This is a genomic window from Janthinobacterium rivuli (assembly GCF_029690045.1).
GTDB classification, from domain to species: domain Bacteria; phylum Pseudomonadota; class Gammaproteobacteria; order Burkholderiales; family Burkholderiaceae_D; genus Janthinobacterium; species Janthinobacterium rivuli.
The window spans coordinates 2,730,996-2,753,807 of sequence record NZ_CP121464.1 but is presented as its reverse complement, the minus strand read 5'-3'; the positions used below and the strand labels follow the sequence as shown (position 1 = coordinate 2,753,807).

Sequence of the window (22,812 nt, the reverse complement as noted above, 5' to 3'; positions counted from 1 at the left end):
GAGATAGGAAAAACCATGCTGCGTGGCCGCCTGCCATTGTCGATTTCCGCCGCGGCCGCGCTGACCTTTGCCTGCGGCGTCAGCGTGACGGCCGTGCTGTTTGCCGCCATCAGCCAGCTCGAATACGACAAGATGGGCCTGAGCCTGCAGCAGCGCGCCGGCGCCAGGGTGGCCGCCATCGAGCAGGGGCTCGACGACGCGGTCGAGGTGCTGACCACGACGAACCAGCTGTTTGCCGCCGTCGTGCCCGTCACGCGCGAACAATTCCACGACTTCACCACGCCGCTGCTGCAGCGCCACCCCTTCATCCAGGCCTTCAATTTCCACCGCATCGTGCCGCATGCGCAGCGCCCTGCATTCGAGGCCGAACTGCGGCGCATCGTGCCCGGCTACGCCATGACGGAAATGCGCGATGGCGTCGTCGTGCCCGCCACCACGCGCGCCAGCTACCTGGTGGTCGATTACCTCGAACCCTTGCAGGGCAACGGCCCCGCCTTCGGCCTGAACGTCAGCCCGAGCGGGGTGCTGGCGCGCGCGCTGGAACAGGCGATCATCAGCGGCCAGACCACCGCCACCGGTCTGCTGGCCCTGGCGCAAGGGCCGCAACGGGGCTTCGTCATCGTGCGTCCCGTGTACCGCCACGGCGTGCCCCTGCAAACGATAGCGCAGCGGCGCGCGGCGCTGATCGGCGATACGGCCGTCATCGTGCGCGCCGGGGAACTGGTGCAGAAAATCCTTGCCGGCGCCGACCTGCTGGGCGACTCCCAGCTTGAACTGAGTGTCTACGCCGACGCCGGCGCCGACCCGCGTCAATTGATCTTCCGCCACGGCCAGGCGCCCGTCGACGAGCCGGGCGGCGCCTGGGAGTCCCTCCCGCGCTGGCTGCACTTTGCCTACCACAACCATTATGACCGGGCCTTCACCTCCGCCGGCCGGCCCTGGCACGTGCGCGTGGTGGCCCATCCGCGCCCCTTCCTGGCCGACCACCTGGGCTCATTGTTTACCCTGATCACGGGCTTGCTGTTCAGCTTGCTGACGGCCGCCTTCGTGCAGTCGCTGACACAGCGCTCGCGCCGCGTGCAGCTGCTGGTGGAGCAGCGCACGGCCGACCTCAAGCGCAGCAACGAGCTGCTCAGCGCCGACGTGCGGGCGCGCCAGCGCACGGAGCGCGCCTTGCAGGAAAGCGAAAAGCGCTTCCGCCGCCTGCTGGCCCTGTCCTCGGACTGGTACTGGGAACAGGACGCCCATTTCTGCTTCACCCACATCACCAGCGGTTTCACGGACAAGTCGAACATGCCGCTGGAACGCTTCATCGGCATGACGCGCTGGGACAACAACGCGGAGATGCGCAATTCGCGCTGGGGCAAGCAGCATATCGCCAACCTGGAAGCGCACCTGCCCTTTTCCAACCTCGAATATGCGATGCAGGACCGCGACGGCCAGCTGCGCTGGTTCAGCATCAATGGCGAACCGCTGTTCAACGAGCTCGGTGAATTTCGCGGCTACCGGGGCACGGGCTCCGAAATCACGGAACGCAAGCTGGCCGAACAGCAAATCCAGCACATCGCCCACCACGACGTGCTGACGGGTTTACCCAACCGCGCCCTGCTGCGCGACCGCCTGGCGCAGGCGATGGCTCTGTCGCGCCGCAAGAACCGCGCCTTGTGGGTGCTGTTGATCGACCTCGACCGCTTCAAGTTCGTCAACGACAGCCTCGGACACAAGGCCGGCGACCTGCTGCTGAAAACCATCGCCACGCGATTACAGGCCAGCCTGCGCGAGAGCGATACGGTGGCGCGCCTGTCGGGCGATGAATTCGTCGCCATCCTGTGCGAACAGGCGGACGAAGTGCTTAGCGGCGCCATCGTGCAGCGCGTGATGGATGCCGTGGCCCAGCCCGTACTATTGGACGGCAAGGAATTTTTCGTCACCTGCAGCATCGGCGTGGCCGTGTACGACATGTCGCGCTACGACGCGCCCGGCGACGTGACCCTGAATGGCGAGACGCAAAACCTGATCGAGCAGGCCGACATCGCCATGTACTGCGCCAAGAAACAGGGCCGCAACAACATCAAGTTCTACACGACGGCCATGAACCAGGCCACGCTGGAGCGCCTGCGCATCGAGACGGCGCTGCGCAACGCGCTCGAACGCGAGCAGTTCGTGCTGCATTACCAGCCGCAGGTGGACCTGGCCAGCGGACGCATCGTCGGCGTGGAAGCGCTGCTGCGCTGGCAGCATCCTGACCTGGGCATGGTGGCGCCGCAGCGCTTCATCGCGCTGGCCGAAGACACGGGCCTGATCGTGCCGATCGGCGCCTGGGTCATGCGCGAAGCGTGCGCGCAGGTGAAGCGCTGGCATGCGGCGGGACTCGACACCTTGCGCCTGGCCGTGAACCTGTCGGCGCGCCAGTTCAACGAGCCGAACCTGGTGGCCTCGATTGCGGAAGTGCTGCAGGAAACGGGCCTGCCGCCCGCCTGCCTGGAGCTGGAACTGACGGAAAGCCTGTTCATGCACGACGTGGCGCTGGCCGTCAGTCAGCTGCACGACATGAAGGCGCTGGGGGTGCAGCTGTCGATCGACGACTTCGGCACCGGCTATTCCAGCTTTGCCTACCTGCGCACCTTCCCCATCGACGTGCTGAAGATCGACCGCAGTTTCGTCGGCGACGTGGCGCGCGACGCGGACGACGCGGCCATCGTCGTCTCCATCATCGCCCTGGCGCACAATCTGAAACTGCGCGTGGTGGCCGAAGGCGTGGAAACGGCGGAGCAGCTCGATTACCTGCGCCGCCATGGCTGCGACGAAGCACAAGGTTTTTACTTCAGCCGGCCGCTGCCCGCGCATGAAGTGGAAGCGCTGCTGCGGGCGGAAGAAACGCCCGTCACACAGTAGCCGGCGGCGGCACCCTGGCGCCCAGTTGCAGCTCCTGCCAATCGGGCTCAATGCCCGCCTGCGCCAAAAACGACGCCACATCCGATGCGCGGGCCGGGTCGATATCCTGTTGCGGATGCGTCCACAACAGATCGCACTCCGAGCAAACGATCACCTGTTGCCCCGTTTTGCGGATGGTCGCATGCAGCAGGTCGCCATATTCGCCGCAGGTGGGGCACTCCATGCTCTTCTCCTTCATGCCCGGCCTTACAGCTTCTGTTGCAGGAATTCGAGGAAGCAGCTGATGCGCTGCGCCAGCTGCGTATTGCGGTAGTAGACGGCGTGGATCTGCTGCCGGTAGCCCGTATAGAACGGCTGCAGCACCTGCACCAGCCGGCCGGCGGCGATGTCGTCCTTCGTCATGAAGTCGGACAGGCAGACGATGCCCTGGTCGTGCAGGGCCAGCTGGCGCAGGGTTTCGCCGCTGGAGGCGGCCAGCGCGGGCACGATCTGCAGGCTGTTGCCCGCTTCGTGGCGCAGCGGCCAGTTATTCCCCAGTTCATATTGCGCAAAGCCCAGCAGCGCATGGCCGGACAGCGCTTCCGGCGTGGCCGGTTCGCCGTGGCGCGCCAGGTAGGCGGGCGTGGCCAGCACGTGCAGCGGACTGGCACTGAGCGGGCGCGCATGCAGGGTCGAATCGACCAGGGCGCCGATGCGGATGGCGATGTCGGTGCGGTGCTCGAGCAGGTCGGCGATCTGGTCGTTGCTGGTCAGCTCCAGGCGGATGTCCGGGTACATGGCGCGAAATTCCGCAACGTGGGGCACCACGCAATGGAGCATGAAGGGCGAGGCGGCGTCGACGGACAGGCGTCCGGCCGGTTTCTGGCGGCGGATGCGGATCGATTCCTCCACGTCTTCCATCGACGCGAGAATGGCGCGCGCCTTGTCCAGGAACAGCTGCCCCTCTTCCGTCAGCTCCATGCGCCGCGTGGTACGCGTCAAGAGCGAGGTGGCCAGCTTGTCTTCCAGGCGCGACAGGGCCCGGCTGACGCCCGAGGTGGTTTGCCCCAGGTGCACGGCGGCCGCGCTCAGGGTGCCGCTGTCGATGACGGTGACGAAGATTTTCAGGTCGTCCGAATTGATATCCATTGTTGCCTTATTGTTGCCGCATTGTTGCGCTAATTTCACATATCGCGCCATTATAATGGAATAGCGGCAACAGTGAAGGCGGCAGCCAACGTCAGGCAACGTAGAACAAAATGGCGATAAAATGACAGCTACTGCCGGCCAGCACGAACAGGTGCCAGATGCCGTGGCCATGGCGCAGTTTGTGGTCGGTGGCATAGAAAGCGATGCCGCCCGTGTAGCACAGGCCGCCCGCCACCAGCCACAGGAAGCCGTTCCACTCGAGCGCCGCCAAGAGCGGCTTGATGCCGATGACGATCAGCCAGCCCATGGCCACGTATATCACCAGCGACAGGATGCGCGCGCCTTTCGCGTACACATACTCCTGCACGATGCCAAACAGGGCCAGGCCCCAGACGACGCCGAACAGCGACCAGCCCCACGGCCCGCGCAGGGTCACCAGCATGAAGGGCGTGTAGGTTCCCGCGATGAGCAGGTAGATGGCGCAGTGGTCGAGCCGCTGCAGCACGGCCTTGGCCTTGCCGCGCACGCTGTGGTACAGGGTGGATGTCAGGTACAGCGTGAGCAGCATGGCCGCATACACGCTGCAGCTGACGATTTTCCACGGGTCGCCCGTGCGGGCCGCCACGACGATCAGGATGACGCCGCCGATGGCCGCCAGCGCGGCGCCCACCACATGGGAAATGCTGTTGAAGCGTTCGCCGTGGTACATGGCTTAAGCCGAACGTACCGGAACGCAGCAGACATCCGGGGTCAGACCCGCCGGGACTTGGCGTCCCCGTCCGACCCCAGCCCTTGCTTTCGGGGGTTCAATCAAGCCGCTTCCGCCTTCTTGCGTGCAGGACGGCGTGCCGGCGTTTTGCGCGGCGCCTTGGCTGGCTTGTCTTCGGCCACGACAGCCACTTCGACCGGAGCAGGCTCAATCACAGGTGCAGCTTCCACTACCGCCTCAGCCGCCTTCTTGGCCGGCTTCTTCGCCGCTGCCGCCTTGTGGGCCGGCGTGCGCGGCTTGGCCTTCGGCTTCGCTTCCACTACCGGCTCAGGTACAGGTTCAGGCATGGCTTCGACAACCGGCGCCACCTCGACTTCGACGACTTCGGCGCGCGCTTCGCGGGCGCCATCGCCATTCTTGCGGCCGCCGCGGCCATTGCGGCGCGAACCGCGCTTGACGTTGCCTTCTTCAGCCACCACCTCGGCGGCGGCTTCGGCTACCTCGTGCTGTACCTCCGGCTGCGGCGCCGGCGCGTACGGCTCGACGACGTCTGTTTCCGCGTCGGCCACCGGCACGAAAGCCTGTGGCGCGGACTCGCCGCGGCGCTGCTCGTTCTGTTTGCGGCCGCCACGGCCATTGCGGCGCGAATCGCGGCGGCTGCCACCATCGCGCTGATTGCCCTCTTCCGCCGCCACGCCGGACTCGCCGGTGACGATGGCTACGCTGGCGACTTCGCCATTTACTGGCGCGGCGAAAGGCACCAGGCCGCTGCTGCGGTAGACGTAGGCGCCCGATTTTTCATCGCGGCCAAATTCCAGCAAGCCGCGCGTCTGCGCTTCTTCCAGCAGGTTGCCGAAGGTGCGGAAACCATAGTACGACTCGCTGAAGTCGGGCTTGCGGCGCTTGATCGCTTCTTTCAGCATCGAGGCCCAGATCTTGCCGCTGTCGCCACGTTCGGACACCAGCGCATCGAAGGTGGCAACGGCCATCTCGATCGCTTCCGTCTTGCGCGACTCATATTTTTCCTTGCGGCGCACTTCTTCGTCCGGCGAACGCTTGGCGGCCGGGGTTTCGCGCGCATCGCGCTTGGCGGCCGTACGGCGGCTTTCGCGCACCAGGTCATCGTAGAAAATGAATTCGTCGCAGTTGGCCACCAGCAGGTCGGAGGTCGACTGCTTGACGCCCACGCCGATCACCTGCTTGGCGTTTTCGCGCAGTTTCGACACCAGCGGCGAAAAGTCGGAATCGCCGCTGATGATGACGAAGGTGTTGACGTGGGCCTTGGTGTAGCACAAGTCCAGCGCATCGACCACGAGGCGGATGTCGGCCGAATTCTTGCCGGACTGGCGTACGTGGGGAATTTCGATCAGTTCGAAGTTCGCCTCATGCATGGTGCCCTTGAAACTTTTATAGCGGTCCCAGTCGCAATATGCCTTCTTGACAACGATGCTGCCCTTGAGCAGCAAGCGTTCGAGGATGGGCTTGATATCGAATTTTTCGTAATTTGCATCTCGCACGCCGAGCGCGACGTTCTCGAAGTCGCAAAACACGGCCATGCTGAGGTTTTCTGGGGATGACGCCATAAGGGTGAATTCTCGCTGATGATAAGGGCGGACGGGAAGCGCAACGCCTCCCTTTTCGCCTAGTATATTCGCCCATCCCCCGTTTCGGCGACAACTATCGTGCGCGGCAGCCTATTGCGCACCGCCGGCGGCGCTCGCGCTGGCGCCGGCAACGGGCCAAACGACGCTTTCATCGACCGAATACAGCTGGCACGGCACGCTGCTGCGCCGCTGGCACGAAGCGAGCGCGCGCACATCGGGGCTTTCGCCCTCCTCGGCCCAGCCCCAGGCGCCGCTGGCCGACAGGGCAAAGGCGCGCGGCGCGGTTTTCTCCAGAAAATCGCGGTAAGCGGCGCGGCCCTGCTCTTCCAGGTAGGGCACGGCGGCGATATCGTCCTGCGGCGCGAAATGCGTGGCCGGCGGCGATGAAGCATCGGCCACGCGGTAGACCTGGCGCACCGGCATGCCGATTTTCTGCAGGAAGCGCTCGGTGGCGGGTAGCCACACGGCCACGCCATCGCGGCTGCCCAGGGTCAGGTGGGCGTCGCGCTTGAACGGGCCATAGGCGACCAGTTGCGCCTGCCCGCCGGATCCCGTAAACGAGCGAAACAGGCGCCGCGCCAGGGCCGGCCCGAAATACGAGTCGTTGGCGCCATACAGCCACAGGCTGGGGATATGGTTGTAAGCGCCCATCGTGGCGAAGGACTTGGCCAGCGCCGCTTGCCAGTCGCAGCCGGGCATGTCGACGCGCAGCCCGCCGGAAAAATTGAGCACGCCGCGCACGCCGGGCACCACCCGGGTGGCCAGCGCCAGCGCCGCCATGCCGCCATACGACTGGCCCGCGACGACGATGCGCTGCGGGTCGACCCAGCTCTGGCGGCGCGCGTACGCGAGCGCGGCGAGCATGTCGCGCGCCTGGCCCTGGGCGTTGCCCAGCATGTCGCAGCCGAAATCGCGGTAGGCGCCCGTGGAGCGGGCAAAGCCGGCGCGCATGGGCAGCATCACCGCATAGCCGCGGCGCACGAATTCGGTGGCCATATAGATAAAGCGCTCGCGCTGCTGCAACCGGGCCGGGCCGGCCTGTTTGCCATGATTCATCAGCAGCAAAGGAAACGGACCGGGGCCGGCAGGACGGAACACCGTCGTTTCCAGCGTCTCGCGCAAGCCGTCGCCGGCCGGCAGCATGATGACTTGCTCGTTCAGGCGCGCATCAAGCGGCAACGGCGTGGGAACAAGCTGGGCTTTCAGGGGCAGGCAAAGCAGACTGAGCAGCAAACCCGGGAAGAGAGGGCGAAGCAGGTGAAAAATGGCGGACTCCGTGGATGACTTCCCTGCCAGTCTAGACAGTGAAATGCCACAGAACAATATAAAAAAATTACGTGACGCACATATTTTTTGCGGCAACCACCTGTGGGGAAAATTGTTGCCTTGCACCAACCACTTTTTCCGATGGCGGGAGTAAACTGGAAGCCTACTGAAGGAGTTGCCATGTCCATATCCGCCCTCACCACCGGCACCTCGGGGCTGACCGCCAACCAGCGCGCGCTGGATGTGGCCGCCAACAATATCGCCAATGCGAATACGCCGGGTTTCCAGCCGCAGCAAGCCCAGTTCCAGGAAGCCAGCCCGGCCGGCACGGGCGTCACCCTCTCTGTCGAAGGGCGCAAGCTGGCCGCCAGCGAAAGCGTCAGCGGCGCCAACGCGAATGCGGCCAGGGCGGCCGAAAGCCGGCCGAACGGCGTGGGCCTCGCGTCCGAACTGACGGATAACCTCGTCTACAAGGCCGGCTTTAATTTGTCGGCGAATGTCGTCAAGGCGGCCGACCAGGCCCTGGGCAGCCTGATCGACGTCAAGACTTAAACACGGCGACTATCGACAAGATAGTTTAATTTTTCATTTCCAGCGCCAACGGCGCCAGCGCCGGTTGAATCAGCGCCAGCAGCCGTTCGGCCGGAATGCCGTCGCGCGCCTGCACCGACAGGCCATGCAGCAAGGCCGCATAATAGTCGCCCAGCGCCTGCACGTCCGCCTCCTCTTTCAATTCTCCCGCCAGCTGCGCCGCGCGCAAACGCTCGATGACGGCTTGCGTGCGCGCGCGGCGGTGCTGCGCCAGCCAGTCGGCGATGCCCGCGTTGTCCGCGCTCGTGTTCGTGGCGGCCGTGACCACCATGCAGCCTTGCGGCTGGCCGCTGCGCGTGTACAGCAGCACGGCTTCTTCCAGCATGCGCGCCACGGCGTCGCGCACATTCAGGCTGGCCGCCAGCGCGTGCACGGCAAACGCACCTTCGCCCGTTTCATACAATTCCACGGCTTCGCGGAACAGCTGCTCCTTCGAGCCGAACGCCGCATAGATGCGCGCCGAGGCGATGCCCAGCGCCGCCACCAGATCGGCCATCGACACGCCCTCGTAGCCGCGCATCCAGAACGCATCGCGCGCTTTTGCCAACGCCAGCGCGCGGTCAAATTCCCTCGGTCTTCCTGCCATTTTCATCCTCTGCTTACGAACTGGCGGCCAGTATAACGCCTGGCGCCCGCCGCGCATTCGCGATTTATTTTGCATGACCGCCTTGACCGAACAGAAAATTTCGCCTATTCTTTGTCGATCGACAAACAATAGGAGCCGATATGAAAACCATCCAAGGACCGAGCCTGCACCTGGCACAATTCGCCGCCGACACGGCGCCCTTCAACACCCTGCCCGCCATCGCCGAGTGGGCGGCCGGCATGGGCTTCAAGGCCCTGCAGATTCCCGCCTGGGATGCGCGCCTGTTCGACGTGGCGCAGGCCGCGCACAGCCAGCAGTATTGCGACGATCTGGTCGCCATGCTGGCGGGCCATGGCCTCGTCATCAGTGAACTGACGACGCACATCCTCGGCCAACTGGTGGCCGTGCACCCGGCCTACGACGCTCTGTGCGACAGCTTCGCGCCGGAACACCTGCACGGCCAGCCGGAAGCGCGCACGGCATGGGCCATCGAACAAGTCAAGCTGGCGGCCATGGCCTCGAAGCGCCTGGGCCTGACCGACATGGGCACGTTTTCTGGCTCGTTCGCCTGGCCATATTTATTCCCGTTCCCGCAGCGTCCGCCCGGCCTGATCGAGACGGCCTTCGACGAACTGGCGCGCCGCTGGCTGCCCATCCTCGACGTGTGCGAGGAACAAGGCGTCAACCTGTGCTACGAAATCCACCCCAGCGAAGACCTGCATGACGGCATCAGCTTCGAAATGTTCTACGAGCGCGTGGGCCGCCATCCGCGCTGCAAGATGCTGTTCGACCCCAGCCACTTCGTGCTGCAGCAGCTGAACTACCTGGAATTCATCGACATCTACAAGGACCATATCCGCATGTTCCATGTGAAAGATGCAGAGTTCAATCCGACGGGGCGGCAAGGCATTTACGGCGGCTACCAGTCGTGGGAAAACCGCGCCGGGCGTTTCCGTTCGCTCGGCGATGGCCAGGTCGACTTCAAGGCCATCTTCTCGAAGATGGCGCAGAACGACTACGCGGGCTGGGCCACCCTGGAGTGGGAGTGCTGCCTGAAGGACCAGGAGGTGGGCGCGCGCGAAGGCGTGGCCTTCATCAATGCCCACATCATTCCCGTCACGGACAAGATCTTCGACGACTTCGCCGGCGCCCCCGTCAGCGCAGAGCAGATCCATACTCTGCTGGGCATCCAGCACAACTAATCAAGGAAACCATATGAACGACTTCATTCACGACTACGTCCGCATCGACGGCCAGCGCCTGCATTGCGTCATCGCTGGCGAAGGCAAACCCGTGCTGCTGATCCCCGGCTGGCCGCAAACCTGGTATGCGTGGCGCCACGTGATGGCGGCGCTGGCCGCCAACGGCTACCAGGCCGTCGCCATCGACCCGCCCGGCAGCGGCCACTCCGACCGACCGGCCGGCGGCTACGACACGGGCGCCGTGGCAACTACCCTGCACCGCGCCATGCTGGCCCTGGGCCACGCGCAGTACGACGTGGTCGGCCACGACATCGGCATGTGGGTCGGCTATGCGCTGGCCAGCGATTTCCCGCAGGCCGTGACGAAACTGGCGCTGACGGAAGCCGTCATTCCCGGCCTGGCGCCGGCGCCGCCCATTTTTGTCGCGCCGTCCGACAATATCTTCCTGTGGCACTTCATGTTCAATCAGGTGCTGGACTTGCCGGAAATGCTCACGGCGGGCAAGGAACGCGAGTACATCCGCTTCATCTTCGACCGCTGGTCGTACCGCCGCGACAAGGTGGCCGTCGACGTGTATGCGGACGCCTACGCCACGCCAGGCGCCCTGCGCGCCGGCTTCGCCTACTACCGGGCCATTCCCGAAACCATCAAGCAAAACCTCGAGCGGGCGAAAAAGAGCCTGGCCATGCCGGTGCTGGCCATCGGCGCCGACCATGCGACAAACGACGCGCCCCTGCTGACCATGCAGGGCAAGGCGGACAATTTGCAAGGCGCCATCGTCGCCGAATGCGGCCACTTCATCATGGAAGAACAGCCGGAGGCGTTCATCGCCCATCTGCTGCCGTTCCTGGCCGGAGAAAAGTCAGGAAACAACGCATGAGCCTCGATCCGCTGATCGCCGCCTGGCTGGAACAGACAAAAGATGCGCCGCCGGCCGCCTCGCTGGCAGACTTGCGCGCAGCCACGGAAACGGGCTTGCGCCAGTTGCACGGGCCATTGGAAGACGTCGCGTCGGTCAAGGATTACGTGCTGCCCGGCGAGCATGCACTGGCCGTGCGCGCCTATGTGCCGGCCGGCGCGGAGACGGGCCAGCCCTTGCCCGCCATCGTCTTTGCGCATGGGGGCGGATGGTGTCTGTGCTCGCTGGACCTGTACGACAACCCGTGCCGCGCACTGGCCAACGCCACCGGCTGCGTGATCTTTTCCGTCGACTACCGGCTGGCGCCCGAGCACAAGTTCCCCGTGCCGCTCGACGATTTTTACCGGGCGCTGTGCTGGGTCGCCGAACATGCGGCGGCGCTGGGCATCGATGCGCGGCGGCTGGCCGTGGGCGGCGACAGCGCGGGTGGCAACCTGGCGGCAGCCGCCGCCCTGATGGCGCGCGACCAGGCCGGTCCCGCGCTGGCGCACCAGTTGCTGCTGTACCCGGCGCTTGATTTTGCCTTCGACACGCCGTCCTACCAGCGCCATGCGGAAGGCCATTCGCTGACGCGGGAAGCCATGCGTTTTTGCTGGTCGGCGTACCTGAATGAACCGGCCGACGGCACGCAACCCTATGCGGCGCCATTGCGGGCAAGTACGCTGAAGGACTTGCCGCCGGCAACCGTGCTGGTATGCGAGTACGACCCGCTGCATGACGAGGGGGTAACGTACGCACAGCGGCTGCGCGACGATGGCGTGGCGGCAGAGTGCGTGCAGCTTGACGGCATGATCCATGCGGCTATGCACATGCTGGGCTTGACGCCAGCGGCGCGGGGATTGTTCGAGGTGGCGGGCCAGGCGATGAAAAAAGCACTGGCAAGGTAAGAACATCGGCCGCCGGGGATGGCTCCACGGCGGCCGATCTTGTCACTTCCTTATTCCACCAGCTTGCGCACCTCGATACCGTTCAGCCACTTCACATGGCGCGGCCCCGTGCGAATATCCTTCGCCGAGATCAGCGCGATCTCGCCATCGTTCTCGTCGAGCGCCTTGCCGTTTTTTTCGTAGTAGACGATGATGCCTTCGCCGGCCGGAGAGTTATACAGCTCGCCCCAGGAAAACACCACCGCGTAGCCATCGGTGGCGGTGGCGATGATGGCGAGCTTCTTGACGTCGTTGTGGCCCGGTGCATCGAGCACCGCCTTGCCGAGGATGTCGCGCAGGCGCACGCCTTTGTAACTGGTGATGGTCTCTGCCTTGTCGCCATTGTGGCGCGTGACAGCGATTTCCCCGCCGTTGGCCGGCGGCAGCTGGCGCAGGTCGGCCACCTTCAGGGTCAAGGGCGTTTCCACCATGCCCGTGACGGTCAGCGCGTGGCTCATATTGTCGCGCGCCGGCGCCGGGTCGGCCCACGCGGGCGCCGCCACCAGCAACGAGGCCGAAGCAAAACCGGCGAATATTTTCTTCAACATGCTGTGTCCTTTCATGGAACGATCAAAAAATCAGAACTGGTATTGCGCATTGGCCAGCCACGTGCGGCCCGCGCTGGGGAAACCGTCGGCCAGCGCGTAATTGCGGTCAGCCAGGTTGCTCACGCCCGCTTCCAGGGTCAAGGCTGGCAAGAGCCGGACCACGGCCTTCAGGTTCAGCGTCGCAAATCCACCGAGTTCCAGGGTGTTCGACACCCAGCGCCCGCTGTTCGATTCCGCGATGGCCACCACGTCGATCTGGCGCGAAGCGTGCAGCACGGCATGCGCCGTCAGCTTGTGGCGCGGCACATCCGTCAGGCGCATGGCGCGGTCGCTGACGTTCTGCATGTCCGTGTAGGTGTAGTTGCCGCCCCAGTCCAGCCATGCGCCGGCGCGCCCGCGCAAGCCCAGTTCCACGCCGCTGATATGCGCCCTGCCCGCGTTGCGCATCTGCGCACGCACGCCCGCCACGTTCGCCACGCTCTGGATCTTGTCCTTCACATCGCTGTAGAACAGCGCCGCTTCCAGGCTGGCGCCCTCCACGTTTCCTTGATACCCCAGCTCATAGTTGATCGCCTGTTCCGCACGCAGGGCCGGATTTTCGATATACGTGCCCAGGCGCTGCGAGTAGCGATCCTTCAGGGTCGGCAGGCGCGACTTGCGCGCCACGGTGGCATATACCTTCGCCTCGGGATGCAATTGATGGAACAGGCCCGCCTGCAAGTCGGTGGCCGACTGATTCTCCGGCAAGGTGTAGGCGTTGCCGGCGCTGTAGACGGTGTCGGGGCGCAGTGCATTGCGCGACACGCCCAGCGACAGTTCCGTCGCCGCATTGAGGGCGATGCTGTCTTCCGCGCCCAGGGTCCACAGGGCATCCTTGTACCAGGTGGTGCGCACGCCCTTGGCATCGAGCTCCTGGTGTTCATCGGCCTTGTAGCTGGCCACAAAACGCAGGCTGTGCGCGGCCAGGCGGAACGATTCGAGTTCCACCTGGCCGCCATTCGTGCGGTCGTTATAGATGCTGCGCCCACCGCTCACGCTGCCCTGGCCACTCGCCTTGAGGGTGCCGTAGCTGCCGTTCGTGTAGGACGTGATTTCATTGTCGTAGCTGTCGTGGTACAGGCGCAGTTTCAAACGCTCGGCTTCGCCCAAGCGCGTCTGCGAGACGAAATACACGCTTTCCTTGTTCCAGTACGGCCATTGCCAGTAGCGCGCGCCGACGGGATTCGTCGATGGCGGCTGGCCCTTTTCGCCATGCTGCTTGTAGTAGCTGAGGGCATACTCATCACCAACCACAGGTGTGTAACCCACCTTGAACGACAGCTTGTGATCCTTGCGATATGAGTTGTTACGCATGCCGCCATCTTCCGTGACCGTCGGGCGGAAATCGGACGACAGGGGAAAGCCGTCGCTGTCGATATACGACACGCCCGCCTGCAGATACCACAGGCCCTGGTTCGTGCCCACGTTAGCCGACACCTGGCGTTCGCTGCCCGAGCCGAAACCCACGGACACATCGCCTTCCGTCAACGCCGTCGGCTTGCGCGACACCAGGTTGATGGCGCCGCCCAGGGTATTGGCGCCGTACGCCACGGAGCTGAACCCTTTCGCCACCTGGATGGCCGCCAGGTCGCTCGTCGTGAAGCGGTTGAAATCGACGTAGCCGTCGTACGGCACGTAGACGGGAATACCGTCGATGTACAGCGGCACCTGGCGCGCATCAAAGCCGCGGATGGCGATGGTTTTTTCGTTGCGCGTATTCGTCGACAGCGACACGCCGGACAGCAGATTCAAGGCGTCGCCCACGTTATCGCGGTTAAAGCGGCGCATCTGGGCGCGGCTCACTTGCGATCCCACCTGCTGTTCCATCTGCCCCGCCTGCTCGCGCTGGCCGACCACCGTTACCGTGCCCAGCACGAACGGCGCCGCCGCATCCGCGTCTTCCTTGCCGGCGGCCTGCTGCGCCAGCGCCAGCATCACGGCGCCTGCCATTACCTGTTTCAACATCGTCGTTAATCTTTCTTTCTCGTTATATATCGCTTTATATAGCGATATGCAAAAAAATACAAAATCGGCCACGCATGCGGCGGCCGCCATCCAACAGCGCAATATACAGACGTATATAACGATGCTCAAGCGACAAGGCCACAAACCGCTGCGCAGGTCAATTTTCCGGGAAAAATTCATGCACAATTTCATGCACCGCACCATTTCGCTGTGCGAACGAATGTTTCACAAAACGATTGACACGTCCCATTTGACTAGGCAAACTGATTTCCAGGGAGCCTGAAAATGAATGCAAATATGACAAATATTCAGACCGCGGCAGATCCGGAACTCATCGTCTTTGGCGATGACGAGGAAGGCAAGGACCGCCAGTTCGTCAACGCGCTGGCGCGCGGGCTGGAAGTGCTGCGTTGCTTCCGTCCCGGCGAAGTCTATCTGTCGAACGCGGACATGGCCAAGCGCACGGGCATCCCGAAACCGACGATTTCACGCCTCACCTACACGCTCACCAAACTCGGCTACCTCAATTACTCGGACAGCCTGGGCAAATACCAGCTGGGCGCCGGCGTGCTGGCCCTCGGCTACCGCATGCTGTCGAACCTCGACGTGCGCAAGATGGCGCGCCCGCTGATGGAGGAACTGGCCGAACATGCGCAAGCGTCCGTGTCGCTGGGCACGCGCGACCGCCTCAGCATGGTCTACGTGGAGACGTGCCGCAGCAGCGCCAACGTCACCCTGCGCCTCGATGTCGGCTCGCGCATCCCCCTGATGACGACGGCCATGGGCAAAGCCCTGCTGTGCATCCTGCCGCAGGCCGAGCGCGACTACCTGATGGACCACGCCAGGGTGCACGAGACGGAACGCTGGCCGCGCATCAAGGCCGGCATCGAACAAGGTTTCAAGGATTATCAGGACCGGGGCTTTTGCATTTCGGCCGGCGAGTGGCAGAACGACGTGCATGCCGTGGGCGTGCCCATGCTGGGAGCGGATGGCGAACAGGTGATGGCCTTCAATTGCGGCGGCCCCGCCTTTTTGCTGTCGCGTGAAAAGCTCGAATCGGACCTGGGGCCGCGCCTGGTCGCCCTCGTCAAGACAGTGGAAAAAAACCTGGGCCGCGGTTAGACTGCGCGCCCCCTCTCAACATCGCCTACGAGGACCCTGATGATACGCGACGAAGAAACCCTGAACATCCTGCTCGACAGCATCGCCCGTTTCGTGCGCGAAGTGCTGGTGCCGAACGAGGCGCTGGTGGCGGAAACGGACACGATCCCGCCCGCCATCGTGGCGCAGATGCGCGAACTGGGCCTGTTCGGTCTGTCGATTCCGGAAGCCTACGGCGGCCTGGAACTAAGCATGGAAGAGGAAGTGCGCGTCGCTTTCGAGATCGCCCGCACCTCGCCCGCCTTCCGTTCGCTGATCGGCACGAACAACGGCATCGGCTCGCAAGGCATCGTCATCGACGGCACGGAAGCGCAAAAACAATACTACCTGCCCAAGCTGGCCGCCGGCGACATCATCGGCTCCTTCGCCCTGACGGAAGCGGGATCCGGTTCCGACGCGGCGTCGCTGCGCACGACGGCCGTGCGCGATGGCGACTTTTATATCCTCAACGGCAGCAAGCGCTATATCACCAACGCGCCAGAGGCCAGCATTTTTACCGTCATGGCGCGCACGGATCCCGTCAAGCGGGGCGCCTCGGCCATTTCCGCCTTCATCGTGGAAAAGGAAACGCCGGGCCTCTCTTTAGGCAAGATCGACAGGAAGATGGGCCAGCAAGGCGCGCATACCTGCGACGTCATCTTTGAAAACTGCCGTGTCCCGGCCGCGAATATCATCGGCGGCAAGGAAGGCGTGGGCTTCAAGACCGCCATGAAGGTGCTCGACAAGGGGCGTTTGCATATCGCCGCCGTCTGCGTGGGCGCAGCCGAACGCATGCTGGCCGACGCCCTGGCCTACGCGATGGAGCGCCAGCAGTTCGGCCAGCCGATTGCCGAATTCCAGCTGATCCAGGCCATGCTGGCCGACAGCAAGGCGGAGATTTATGCGGCGCGCAGCATGGTGCTCGACGCGGCGCGCCGGCGCGACAACAAGGAAGACATTTCGACGGAAGCGTCGTGCTGCAAGCTGTTCGCCTCCGAAATGTGCGGCAGGGTCGCTGACCGCTCCGTGCAGATCCACGGTGGCGCCGGCTACATCAGCGAATACGCGGCCGAACGCTTCTACCGCGACGTTCGCCTGTTCCGCATTTATGAGGGCACGACGCAGATCCAGCAGATCGTCATCGCGCGCAACATGATCAAGGCAGCGCAAAAGTGAAGGAGGCAGCCATGGACATCCCTTCCCTGCTGGCCGGCTTGCCAGCACGCCTGTCGGCCATCCCCGCCTACTGGGCCGCGCGCGCGCCCGATGCGCCGGCGCTGCATGAAGGTGGCCGCCACTGGACCTATACCCAGTTGCAGCACGGTGTGGAAAACGCAGCGCAGCTGCTGCGCCAGCTGGACGTGCGCGCAGGCGACCGCCTGATGGTGGTGGGCGAAAATGGCGCGCTGCAGGTAGCGCTGATTTTTGCTGCCGCCAGCATCGATGCGTGGATCGTCAACGTCAATGCACGGCTGTCGGCGCGCGAGATCGACACCATCGCCACGCACAGTTCCGCGCGGCGCGTGCTGTTCCTGGCCGGCGCCTCGCCGGAAGCGGCCGCGCATGCCGCACGTCTGGGCGCGGCCAGCGCCACGGTCGATGGCATGGGCGAGCTGCTGGCGGGCGACTTGAACGAACTGGCCATCGCGGAAGACACTGTTCCCGGCAACGAACAGGTGGCCGCGCTGATCTACACGACGGGCACGACGGGCCAGTCGAAAGGCGTGATGCTCACGCACCGCAACCTGCTGTTCATCGCCGCCGTCTCCAGCACCTTGCGGGGATTGACGCGCACCGACCGCGCCTACGGCGTGCTGCCGATTTCGCACGTGTACGGCCTCGCCTCGGTGGCCCTGGGCACCCTGTACGCGGGCGCCGCGCTGTACCTGGTGCCGCGCTTTTCCGTCGACGGCCTGCTCTCGGCGCTGAAGGACGATGAGCTGACCATCGTGCAGGGCGTGCCCGCCATGTACGCCAAGCTGCTGCAAACCCTGGGCGGCGCGGAAACTCCTTTGCCGACGCGGCTGCGCTTTGCGTATGCGGGCGGCTCGCCGCTGGCGCCGTCGCTCAAGCACGAGGTGGAAAAGCTGCTGGGCACCGCGCTGCACAATGGCTACGGCATGACGGAAAGCGCGCCCACCATCAGCCAGACGCGCCTGGAAACGCCGCGCCGCGACGATTCCGTCGGCATGCCGATTCCCGGCGTGGAAGTGCGCGTGGTGGACGTGGCCGGCACGGACGTGGCGCCGGGCGAGCCGGGCGAATTGTGGATACGCGGGCCGAACATCATGGCCGGCTATTACCGCGAACCGGCCATGACGGCGGCCACCATGCGCGACGGCGGCTGGCTCAATACGGGCGACATGGCGCGCCAGGACCCGGACGGCGCGCTGTTCATCGTGGGCCGCACCAAGGAACTGATCATCCGCTCGGGCTTCAATGTGTATCCGCTGGAAGTGGAAACGGCCCTGAACGCCCACCCGTCCGTGGTGCAGTCGGCCGTGGTGGGACGCACTGTGGACGATGGCAACGAGGACGTCATCGCCTATGTGGAGCTGGATCCGCGCCAGCCCGCCAGCGTGGCACAATTGCAGGCCTGGCTGGCGCAGACGCTGTCGCCGTACAAATGCCCGTCCGCCATCATCGTCATGGAAGCGCTGCCGGCGGCCGCCACGGGCAAGATTTTAAAGGGACAGCTGCGGCAAATGGCGCAGAATGCACGATAAGTTGACCATGTAGTACCAGACCCGACAATAAAACCAAGCCACATCACCGGAGGAGACACGATGAAACGCACCTACACACGCATCGCCATGGCAGCGCTGGTTGCCAGCGCCTGGATGACGCAGGCCAGCGCCGACGAATTCCTGGTCGGCGCGGAAATCCCGCTGACGGGCAACCTGGCGCGCGTCGGCGCCGGCATGCAGGAAGGGATCATGGTCGCGGCCGAAGTCTTCAACAAGACCAACGGCAAGCACACGATCAAGATCATCACCGTCGACGACGAATCGGCGCCCGCCAAGGCCATCGCCGCCGTGGAAAAGCTGGCCAGCCAGGGCGTGGTAGCCATCACGGGCGGCTATGGCTCGAACAATATCTCGCCCGCCTCGGACACGGCGAATAAACTGGGTCTCGTCTACATCACCTCGGGCGGTGTGGACGACAGCCTGGTGAGCAGCGGACGCAAGAATTTTTTCCGCATCAATAACACGGCCGGCTACGAAAAAGCCATGCTGGGACTGCTTGCCGACGTGGGCGCCAAGTCCGTCTCCATCGTGTATTCGACCAAGGACGCCACCACGGGCCTGGCCAAGGATGTGGAAAAGGCCCTGGCGGCCAAGGGCGTGAAAGTGACGACGCACTCGTTCGACCCGGCAATCACCGACTTCAAGCCCATCATCAACAAGATCAAGCTGCAGGATAAATCGGAAGTCGTCGCCATGGTCGGCTACGAAAACGATTACGTGGGCATCATCCGCGCCGCCCGCGTCCTGAAACCGAAGATCAAGGCCATGGTGGGCGTGTGGTCGCTGGCCACGCCAAAGATGGCGGCCGATTTTCCCGACCTGATGCCGAACGTGTTCGGCACGGCCTTGCTGCCCTTCCCCACCGAATTCAAGACGGCCGACGGCAAGGCCTTCAGCGACGCCTACAAGCAACTGTACAAGAAGGAGCCCGACTACCTGGGCCAGTTCGGCTACGTGCAGTCGATGCTGCTGTTCGAGGCGATCGCGCGCGCGGCCGACAAGGGCACGCTCAAGAAAGGCGGCGTGGCCGAGGAAATGCGCAAGACGGACCGCGAAACCCTGATCGGCCGGGTGCAGTTCGCCGCCAATGGCGACAACCAGAACTTCGTGCACCGCATGGCGCAGCACCAGGACAAGAAAGTGGTGATCGTTTGGCCGAAGGAACACGCGACGGGCAAGCTGGCCTATCCCGCCCTGCCCTGGTAACAGCAGCCTCCCGCTGCACACGCGCGCGCCTGCCGGGCGCGCACCGATGAACGGCAGTCCTGGCGCAGCTTCGCGGTGCGCCAGGGAGGCCTGACGGGATGACGACATGACAGAATTAATCTTGCAAGCCCTGTATTCGGGCTTGCTGCAGGGCGGCTCCTACGCCCTGATCGCACTGGGACTGGCGCTGGTCTTCGGCACCATGAAAGTGATCAACCTGGCGCACGGCGAACTGGTGCTGCTGGCCGCCTACATCGCCTACAGCGTGGAGTCCGGCCTGGGCCTGGGGCCCATGTTCGCCATTCCCATCGCGCTGGTGATCGTCAGCCTCACGTCCGTCGGCGTGTACCTGATCGTCAGCCGCATCAAGAAAGACCGCGAAATCAACTCGCTGATCCTCACCTACGGCATCGGCGTGATCCTCACCAATTTCATCCTGCTCGTATGGAAGGCCGACATCCGCTCGACGTCGTCGAGCTGGCTGCAGGAAGGGTTTGAAATCGGTCCGTTTTTCAGCATGCGCAGCGAAGTGATTTTCTTTGGCGTCAGCCTGGTGCTGATGGCGGCCCTGTGGCGCTGGCTGGCCACCAGCTGGTATGGCCGCGCCGTGCGCGCCGTCTCCAGCAACCGCGACGCGGCCAAGCTGATGGGCATCGACCCGGGCCGCACGGAACTCGTGTCCTTTCTGGTCGCCGGCATCCTGGCTGCGTTTGCCGGCGTGGCCCTGTTCAGCTATGGGGTGATCCAGCCCGCCTACGGCGGCGCGCTGACGGTGAAAGCCTTCATCATCACGGTATTGGCCGGCATCGGCTCGATTCCCGGCGTGCTGCTGGCCGCCGTGCTGCTGGGCGTTGCCGAAGCCCTGACCGTTACCCTGGCCAGCTCCGCGCTGCAGGAATTGTCGGGCATGGTGCTGTTCCTGCTGGTGCTGTTCATCATGCCGAACGGCTTGTTCGGCGCACAACGGAGGCGCGGATGAAGCGCTCGACACTGATCTCCACGGCGGGCCTGCTGCTGGCCGCCTACGTCGCCGTGCCGCTGGCCCTGGGCGCCAACCAGTATGTGATGAGCATGGTGGTGGCGGCCCTGATCATCGGCGGCGTGGCCATGTCCTGGGCCCTGCTGGGGAACCTGGGCGGCATGGTCAGCTTCGGCCATGCGGCCTTCTTCGGCGTGGGCGCGTATGCCTCCGCGCTGGCCACCGTGAAACTGGGCCTGCCCGTGTTTGCCGCCATGCTGCTGGGCGGCGCGGGCGCGGCCATCGCTGCCGTCATCATGCTGCCCGTACTGCGCCTGCGCGGGCCGTATTTTGCGCTGGCCATCCTCGCCTACGCGCACATCTTCCGCATCCTGGCCACGGAATGGAGTTCGGTCACGGGCGGCGCCGGCGGCATCAATAATATTCCCACCTTGCCCACCGTCTTGGGCTTCGATCTGGCCAACAAGACGGGCGCCTACCTGGTCGTGCTGACCCTGGTGGTGGCATGCGCATTTGCCTATAGCCGCATCCGCGCCAGCCATTACGGCATCGCCCTGCGCGCCATGCACGACAGCGAAGACGCCACGCGCGTCGTCGGCGTCAACAGCACCTTGCTGAAAGGCGCCATGCTGCTCGTGTCGGCCTTCATGGCGGGCCTGTTCGGCGCCTTCAATGCCCACTACATCAACTTCCTGGAACCGGACTACGCCTTCAACAGCCTGTGGGTCACGTTACCGATCGTGGCGGCCATCTTCGGCGGCTACCGCACGATACTCGGCCCCGTGCTGGGCGCCGTGGTGGTCTACCTGGTTGACCAGCTGATCTTCAAGTCGCTGATCCCCACTGGCCACCAGCTGGTGCTGGGCGTGCTGCTGGTGGCGATGATCGTCTTCAGTCCGAACGGCTTGCTGCCGCTGCTCCGCAAACTGTTCAACGCGAAGGAGAAAGCACATGCTTGAACTCGATAATGTATCCGTGCGTTTCGGCGGCCTGACGGCCGTTGATTCCGTCACGTTAAAGGTGGGCAGCCACGACGTGATCGGCCTGGTGGGCGCGAATGGCGCCGGCAAGACCACCCTGTTCAACGCGATTTCCGGCCTGGTGCGCCCCACCAGCGGCTGCATCCGCTTCGAGGGACGCGACATCATGGCTACGCCCATGTACCAGCGCGCGCGCCTGGGGCTGGGCCGCACTTTCCAGATTCCGCAACCGATGCATGAACTGACGGTGCGCGAAAACCTCGTCGTCGCGCAGCGCTTCGGCACCGGCAAGGTAGACCAGCGCAAGATCGATGAAATCCTCGATTTCACGAGCCTGGCGGACAAGGCCGGGCGCGACGCGGCCAGCGAACTGGCGCTGACGGAATTGAAAGCGCTGGAAGTGGCCAAGGCGCTGGCGACCAACCCGAAGCTGCTGCTGCTCGACGAAGTGCTGGCCGGCCTGGAAACGAACGGCAAGCGCCGCTTCATGGGCATGCTGAAGGACTTGCACACCGCCTTTGGCGTGGGCATCGTCATGATCGAACACGATATCGAAACCATCAGCAATCTGTGCCAGCGCGTGGCCGTGCTCAATTTTGGCCAACTGATCGCCGATGGCACGCCGGACGCCGTCTTCCGCGATCCGGCCGTGATCGAAAGTTATACAGGGGCAGCCCATGCTTGAGATAGAAAACCTGCGCGCCGGTTATGGCGCCATCAATGTGCTGTGGGATGTGTCGCTGGCTATCCAGAAGGGCAAGCTGACCACCATCATCGGCCCGAACGGGGCCGGCAAGACCACCCTGCTGCGCGCCATCATGGGCCTGCTGCCCGTAGGCGCGGGCAGCATCGCGCTCGATGGCCAGTCCATCAACGGCACGCCGACGTGGAAAATGAGCGACGCCAGGGTGACGATGATACCCGAGGGGCGCATGACGTTTCGCGACATGAGCGTGGAAGAAAACCTGATCATGGGCGCGTTTCCGAAGGAGCACCGCAGTCACATGCCGGCGCGCCTGGCCGAAGCCTACGCCATGTTCCCGCGCCTGCACGAGCGCCGCAAGCAGCTGGCCGGATCGCTCTCCGGAGGCGAGGCGCAGATGCTGGCCATGGCGCGGGGCCTGATGTCGGACCCGTCGCTGCTGATCATCGACGAGCCGTCGCTGGGCCTGGCGCCGCTGGTGGTCAACGAGCTGTTCGAGATCCTCGCGCGCCTGAACGACGGCCGGCGCACCATCATCCTCGTCGAACAGAACACGGCGCGCGCCGTGGGCGTGGCCGATCACGTGTATCTGATGCAAAGCGGCAAAGTGGCGCTGTCGCAGGCGGCTTCCGAGGTCGACCTCGAGCACCTGCACGAACTGTATTTTGCGCGCTGAGTG

Annotated in this window: 21 protein-coding genes; 13 read left to right on the top strand and 8 right to left on the bottom strand. The window is 64.4% G+C overall.

What is annotated here, in order from left to right; translation table 11 throughout:
• The first annotated feature begins 15 nt into the window (after nucleotides 1-15).
• Nucleotides 16-2,895 carry a bifunctional diguanylate cyclase/phosphodiesterase gene (locus P9875_RS12685; RefSeq protein ID WP_278318581.1) on the top strand — a complete coding sequence of 960 codons (2,880 nt, stop codon included), beginning with the start codon at nucleotides 16-18 and terminating at the stop codon, nucleotides 2,893-2,895.
• On the opposite strand, the gene P9875_RS12680 is transcribed toward P9875_RS12685, so the two are convergent.
• From P9875_RS12680 to P9875_RS12660, 5 genes are all read right to left on the bottom strand, one after another.
• The gene (locus P9875_RS12680) at nucleotides 2,885-3,118 is read right to left on the bottom strand and encodes a hypothetical protein (RefSeq protein ID WP_099402405.1); all 234 of its coding nucleotides are present in this window, start codon (nucleotides 3,116-3,118) and stop codon (nucleotides 2,885-2,887) included. The two genes, P9875_RS12685 and P9875_RS12680, sit on opposite strands and share 11 nt — an antisense overlap.
• A gap of 23 nt (nucleotides 3,119-3,141) precedes the next feature.
• Complete coding sequence (locus P9875_RS12675; protein WP_035817724.1) at nucleotides 3,142-4,023, bottom strand: LysR family transcriptional regulator; 882 nt, start codon at nucleotides 4,021-4,023, stop codon at nucleotides 3,142-3,144.
• Nucleotides 4,024-4,114: 91 nt separating this feature from the next.
• Nucleotides 4,115-4,732 (bottom strand): PAQR family membrane homeostasis protein TrhA, encoded by a 618-nt coding sequence (gene trhA, locus P9875_RS12670; RefSeq protein WP_219311379.1) that lies wholly within the window; start codon nucleotides 4,730-4,732, stop codon nucleotides 4,115-4,117.
• Between the two features lie 101 nt (nucleotides 4,733-4,833).
• Nucleotides 4,834-6,315, bottom strand: a complete 1,482-nt coding sequence (locus tag P9875_RS12665; RefSeq protein ID WP_278318580.1) for an NYN domain-containing protein — start codon at nucleotides 6,313-6,315, stop codon at nucleotides 4,834-4,836.
• A 111-nt stretch (nucleotides 6,316-6,426) separates the two neighbouring features.
• Nucleotides 6,427-7,569 (bottom strand): dienelactone hydrolase family protein, encoded by a 1,143-nt coding sequence (locus P9875_RS12660; protein WP_278318579.1) that lies wholly within the window; start codon nucleotides 7,567-7,569, stop codon nucleotides 6,427-6,429.
• A gap of 213 nt (nucleotides 7,570-7,782) precedes the next feature.
• Here P9875_RS12660 and P9875_RS12655 point away from each other — a divergent pair, with 213 nt between their 5' ends.
• Complete coding sequence (locus P9875_RS12655; protein ID WP_278318578.1) at nucleotides 7,783-8,154, top strand: flagellar basal body protein; 372 nt, start codon at nucleotides 7,783-7,785, stop codon at nucleotides 8,152-8,154.
• A gap of 25 nt (nucleotides 8,155-8,179) precedes the next feature.
• On the opposite strand, the gene P9875_RS12650 is transcribed toward P9875_RS12655, so the two are convergent.
• Nucleotides 8,180-8,779: a TetR/AcrR family transcriptional regulator gene (locus P9875_RS12650; protein WP_278318577.1), complete on the bottom strand. Its 600-nt coding sequence runs from the start codon at nucleotides 8,777-8,779 to the stop codon at nucleotides 8,180-8,182.
• A gap of 140 nt (nucleotides 8,780-8,919) precedes the next feature.
• Between P9875_RS12650 and P9875_RS12645 the strand changes: the two genes are divergently transcribed.
• From P9875_RS12645 to P9875_RS12635, 3 genes are read left to right on the top strand one after another with little or no spacing between them, the layout of a single operon-like run.
• A complete protein-coding gene (locus tag P9875_RS12645; RefSeq protein ID WP_278318576.1) occupies nucleotides 8,920-9,981 on the top strand; it encodes a sugar phosphate isomerase/epimerase family protein in 1,062 nt (353 codons plus the stop codon).
• A gap of 13 nt (nucleotides 9,982-9,994) precedes the next feature.
• Nucleotides 9,995-10,861 (top strand): alpha/beta fold hydrolase, encoded by an 867-nt coding sequence (locus tag P9875_RS12640; RefSeq protein WP_278318575.1) that lies wholly within the window; start codon nucleotides 9,995-9,997, stop codon nucleotides 10,859-10,861.
• Complete coding sequence (locus P9875_RS12635) at nucleotides 10,858-11,787, top strand: alpha/beta hydrolase (protein ID WP_278318574.1); 930 nt, start codon at nucleotides 10,858-10,860, stop codon at nucleotides 11,785-11,787. The genes P9875_RS12640 and P9875_RS12635 overlap by 4 nt, the downstream gene beginning before the upstream one ends.
• Before the next feature lie 50 nt (nucleotides 11,788-11,837).
• Here P9875_RS12635 and P9875_RS12630 read toward each other — a convergent pair whose 3' ends face one another.
• Nucleotides 11,838-12,374, bottom strand: coding sequence for a molybdopterin-dependent oxidoreductase (locus tag P9875_RS12630; RefSeq protein WP_278318573.1), 537 nt, complete (start codon nucleotides 12,372-12,374; stop codon nucleotides 11,838-11,840).
• A gap of 30 nt (nucleotides 12,375-12,404) precedes the next feature.
• The gene (locus P9875_RS12625) at nucleotides 12,405-14,378 is read right to left on the bottom strand and encodes a TonB-dependent receptor plug domain-containing protein (RefSeq protein WP_278318572.1); all 1,974 of its coding nucleotides are present in this window, start codon (nucleotides 14,376-14,378) and stop codon (nucleotides 12,405-12,407) included.
• 297 nt (nucleotides 14,379-14,675) lie between these two features.
• Here P9875_RS12625 and P9875_RS12620 point away from each other — a divergent pair, with 297 nt between their 5' ends.
• The 8 genes from P9875_RS12620 (at nucleotide 14,676) to P9875_RS12585 (ending at nucleotide 22,809) form a co-directional block, all read left to right on the top strand.
• Nucleotides 14,676-15,500, top strand: coding sequence for an IclR family transcriptional regulator (locus P9875_RS12620; RefSeq protein ID WP_035817702.1), 825 nt, complete (start codon nucleotides 14,676-14,678; stop codon nucleotides 15,498-15,500).
• Nucleotides 15,501-15,539: 39 nt separating this feature from the next.
• A complete protein-coding gene (locus P9875_RS12615; RefSeq protein WP_278318571.1) occupies nucleotides 15,540-16,694 on the top strand; it encodes an acyl-CoA dehydrogenase family protein in 1,155 nt (384 codons plus the stop codon).
• 11 nt (nucleotides 16,695-16,705) lie between these two features.
• Nucleotides 16,706-18,244, top strand: a complete 1,539-nt coding sequence (locus P9875_RS12610; RefSeq protein WP_278318570.1) for a class I adenylate-forming enzyme family protein — start codon at nucleotides 16,706-16,708, stop codon at nucleotides 18,242-18,244.
• 60 nt (nucleotides 18,245-18,304) lie between these two features.
• Nucleotides 18,305-19,471, top strand: coding sequence for an ABC transporter substrate-binding protein (locus P9875_RS12605; protein WP_225240838.1), 1,167 nt, complete (start codon nucleotides 18,305-18,307; stop codon nucleotides 19,469-19,471).
• A 106-nt stretch (nucleotides 19,472-19,577) separates the two neighbouring features.
• Complete coding sequence (locus P9875_RS12600; RefSeq protein ID WP_099402412.1) at nucleotides 19,578-20,450, top strand: branched-chain amino acid ABC transporter permease; 873 nt, start codon at nucleotides 19,578-19,580, stop codon at nucleotides 20,448-20,450.
• Entirely contained in the window at nucleotides 20,447-21,409 is a 963-nt protein-coding gene (locus P9875_RS12595; protein ID WP_278318569.1) for a branched-chain amino acid ABC transporter permease, read from the top strand. The genes P9875_RS12600 and P9875_RS12595 overlap by 4 nt, the downstream gene beginning before the upstream one ends.
• Nucleotides 21,402-22,115 carry an ABC transporter ATP-binding protein gene (locus P9875_RS12590; protein WP_278318568.1) on the top strand — a complete coding sequence of 238 codons (714 nt, stop codon included), beginning with the start codon at nucleotides 21,402-21,404 and terminating at the stop codon, nucleotides 22,113-22,115. The genes P9875_RS12595 and P9875_RS12590 overlap by 8 nt, the downstream gene beginning before the upstream one ends.
• Nucleotides 22,108-22,809, top strand: a complete 702-nt coding sequence (locus tag P9875_RS12585) for an ABC transporter ATP-binding protein (protein WP_278318567.1) — start codon at nucleotides 22,108-22,110, stop codon at nucleotides 22,807-22,809. Before P9875_RS12590 ends, P9875_RS12585 begins: the two co-directional genes overlap by 8 nt.
• The last annotated feature ends 3 nt before the right edge of the window (nucleotides 22,810-22,812 follow it).

Excerpts from the sequence above, each read along its gene's own strand:
- P9875_RS12590 (WP_278318568.1), top strand. The coding sequence starts at position 21,402 with ATGCTTGAACTCGATAATGTATCCGTGCGTTTCGGCGGCCTGACGGCC.
- P9875_RS12600 (WP_099402412.1), top strand. The coding sequence starts at position 19,578 with ATGACAGAATTAATCTTGCAAGCCCTGTATTCGGGCTTGCTGCAGGGC.
- P9875_RS12650 (WP_278318577.1), bottom strand. The coding sequence starts at position 8,779 with ATGGCAGGAAGACCGAGGGAATTTGACCGCGCGCTGGCGTTGGCAAAA.
- P9875_RS12585 (WP_278318567.1), top strand. The coding sequence starts at position 22,108 with ATGCTTGAGATAGAAAACCTGCGCGCCGGTTATGGCGCCATCAATGTG.
- P9875_RS12630 (WP_278318573.1), bottom strand. The coding sequence starts at position 12,374 with ATGTTGAAGAAAATATTCGCCGGTTTTGCTTCGGCCTCGTTGCTGGTG.
- P9875_RS12605 (WP_225240838.1), top strand. The coding sequence starts at position 18,305 with ATGAAACGCACCTACACACGCATCGCCATGGCAGCGCTGGTTGCCAGC.
- P9875_RS12615 (WP_278318571.1), top strand. The coding sequence starts at position 15,540 with ATGATACGCGACGAAGAAACCCTGAACATCCTGCTCGACAGCATCGCC.
- P9875_RS12640 (WP_278318575.1), top strand. The coding sequence starts at position 9,995 with ATGAACGACTTCATTCACGACTACGTCCGCATCGACGGCCAGCGCCTG.
- P9875_RS12635 (WP_278318574.1), top strand. The coding sequence starts at position 10,858 with ATGAGCCTCGATCCGCTGATCGCCGCCTGGCTGGAACAGACAAAAGAT.
- trhA (WP_219311379.1), bottom strand. The coding sequence starts at position 4,732 with ATGTACCACGGCGAACGCTTCAACAGCATTTCCCATGTGGTGGGCGCC.
- P9875_RS12675 (WP_035817724.1), bottom strand. The coding sequence starts at position 4,023 with ATGGATATCAATTCGGACGACCTGAAAATCTTCGTCACCGTCATCGAC.
- P9875_RS12625 (WP_278318572.1), bottom strand. The coding sequence starts at position 14,378 with ATGTTGAAACAGGTAATGGCAGGCGCCGTGATGCTGGCGCTGGCGCAG.
- P9875_RS12620 (WP_035817702.1), top strand. The coding sequence starts at position 14,676 with ATGACAAATATTCAGACCGCGGCAGATCCGGAACTCATCGTCTTTGGC.
- P9875_RS12680 (WP_099402405.1), bottom strand. The coding sequence starts at position 3,118 with ATGGAGTGCCCCACCTGCGGCGAATATGGCGACCTGCTGCATGCGACC.
- P9875_RS12655 (WP_278318578.1), top strand. The coding sequence starts at position 7,783 with ATGTCCATATCCGCCCTCACCACCGGCACCTCGGGGCTGACCGCCAAC.
- P9875_RS12610 (WP_278318570.1), top strand. The coding sequence starts at position 16,706 with ATGGACATCCCTTCCCTGCTGGCCGGCTTGCCAGCACGCCTGTCGGCC.
- P9875_RS12645 (WP_278318576.1), top strand. The coding sequence starts at position 8,920 with ATGAAAACCATCCAAGGACCGAGCCTGCACCTGGCACAATTCGCCGCC.
- P9875_RS12685 (WP_278318581.1), top strand. The coding sequence starts at position 16 with ATGCTGCGTGGCCGCCTGCCATTGTCGATTTCCGCCGCGGCCGCGCTG.
- P9875_RS12595 (WP_278318569.1), top strand. The coding sequence starts at position 20,447 with ATGAAGCGCTCGACACTGATCTCCACGGCGGGCCTGCTGCTGGCCGCC.
- P9875_RS12665 (WP_278318580.1), bottom strand. The coding sequence starts at position 6,315 with ATGGCGTCATCCCCAGAAAACCTCAGCATGGCCGTGTTTTGCGACTTC.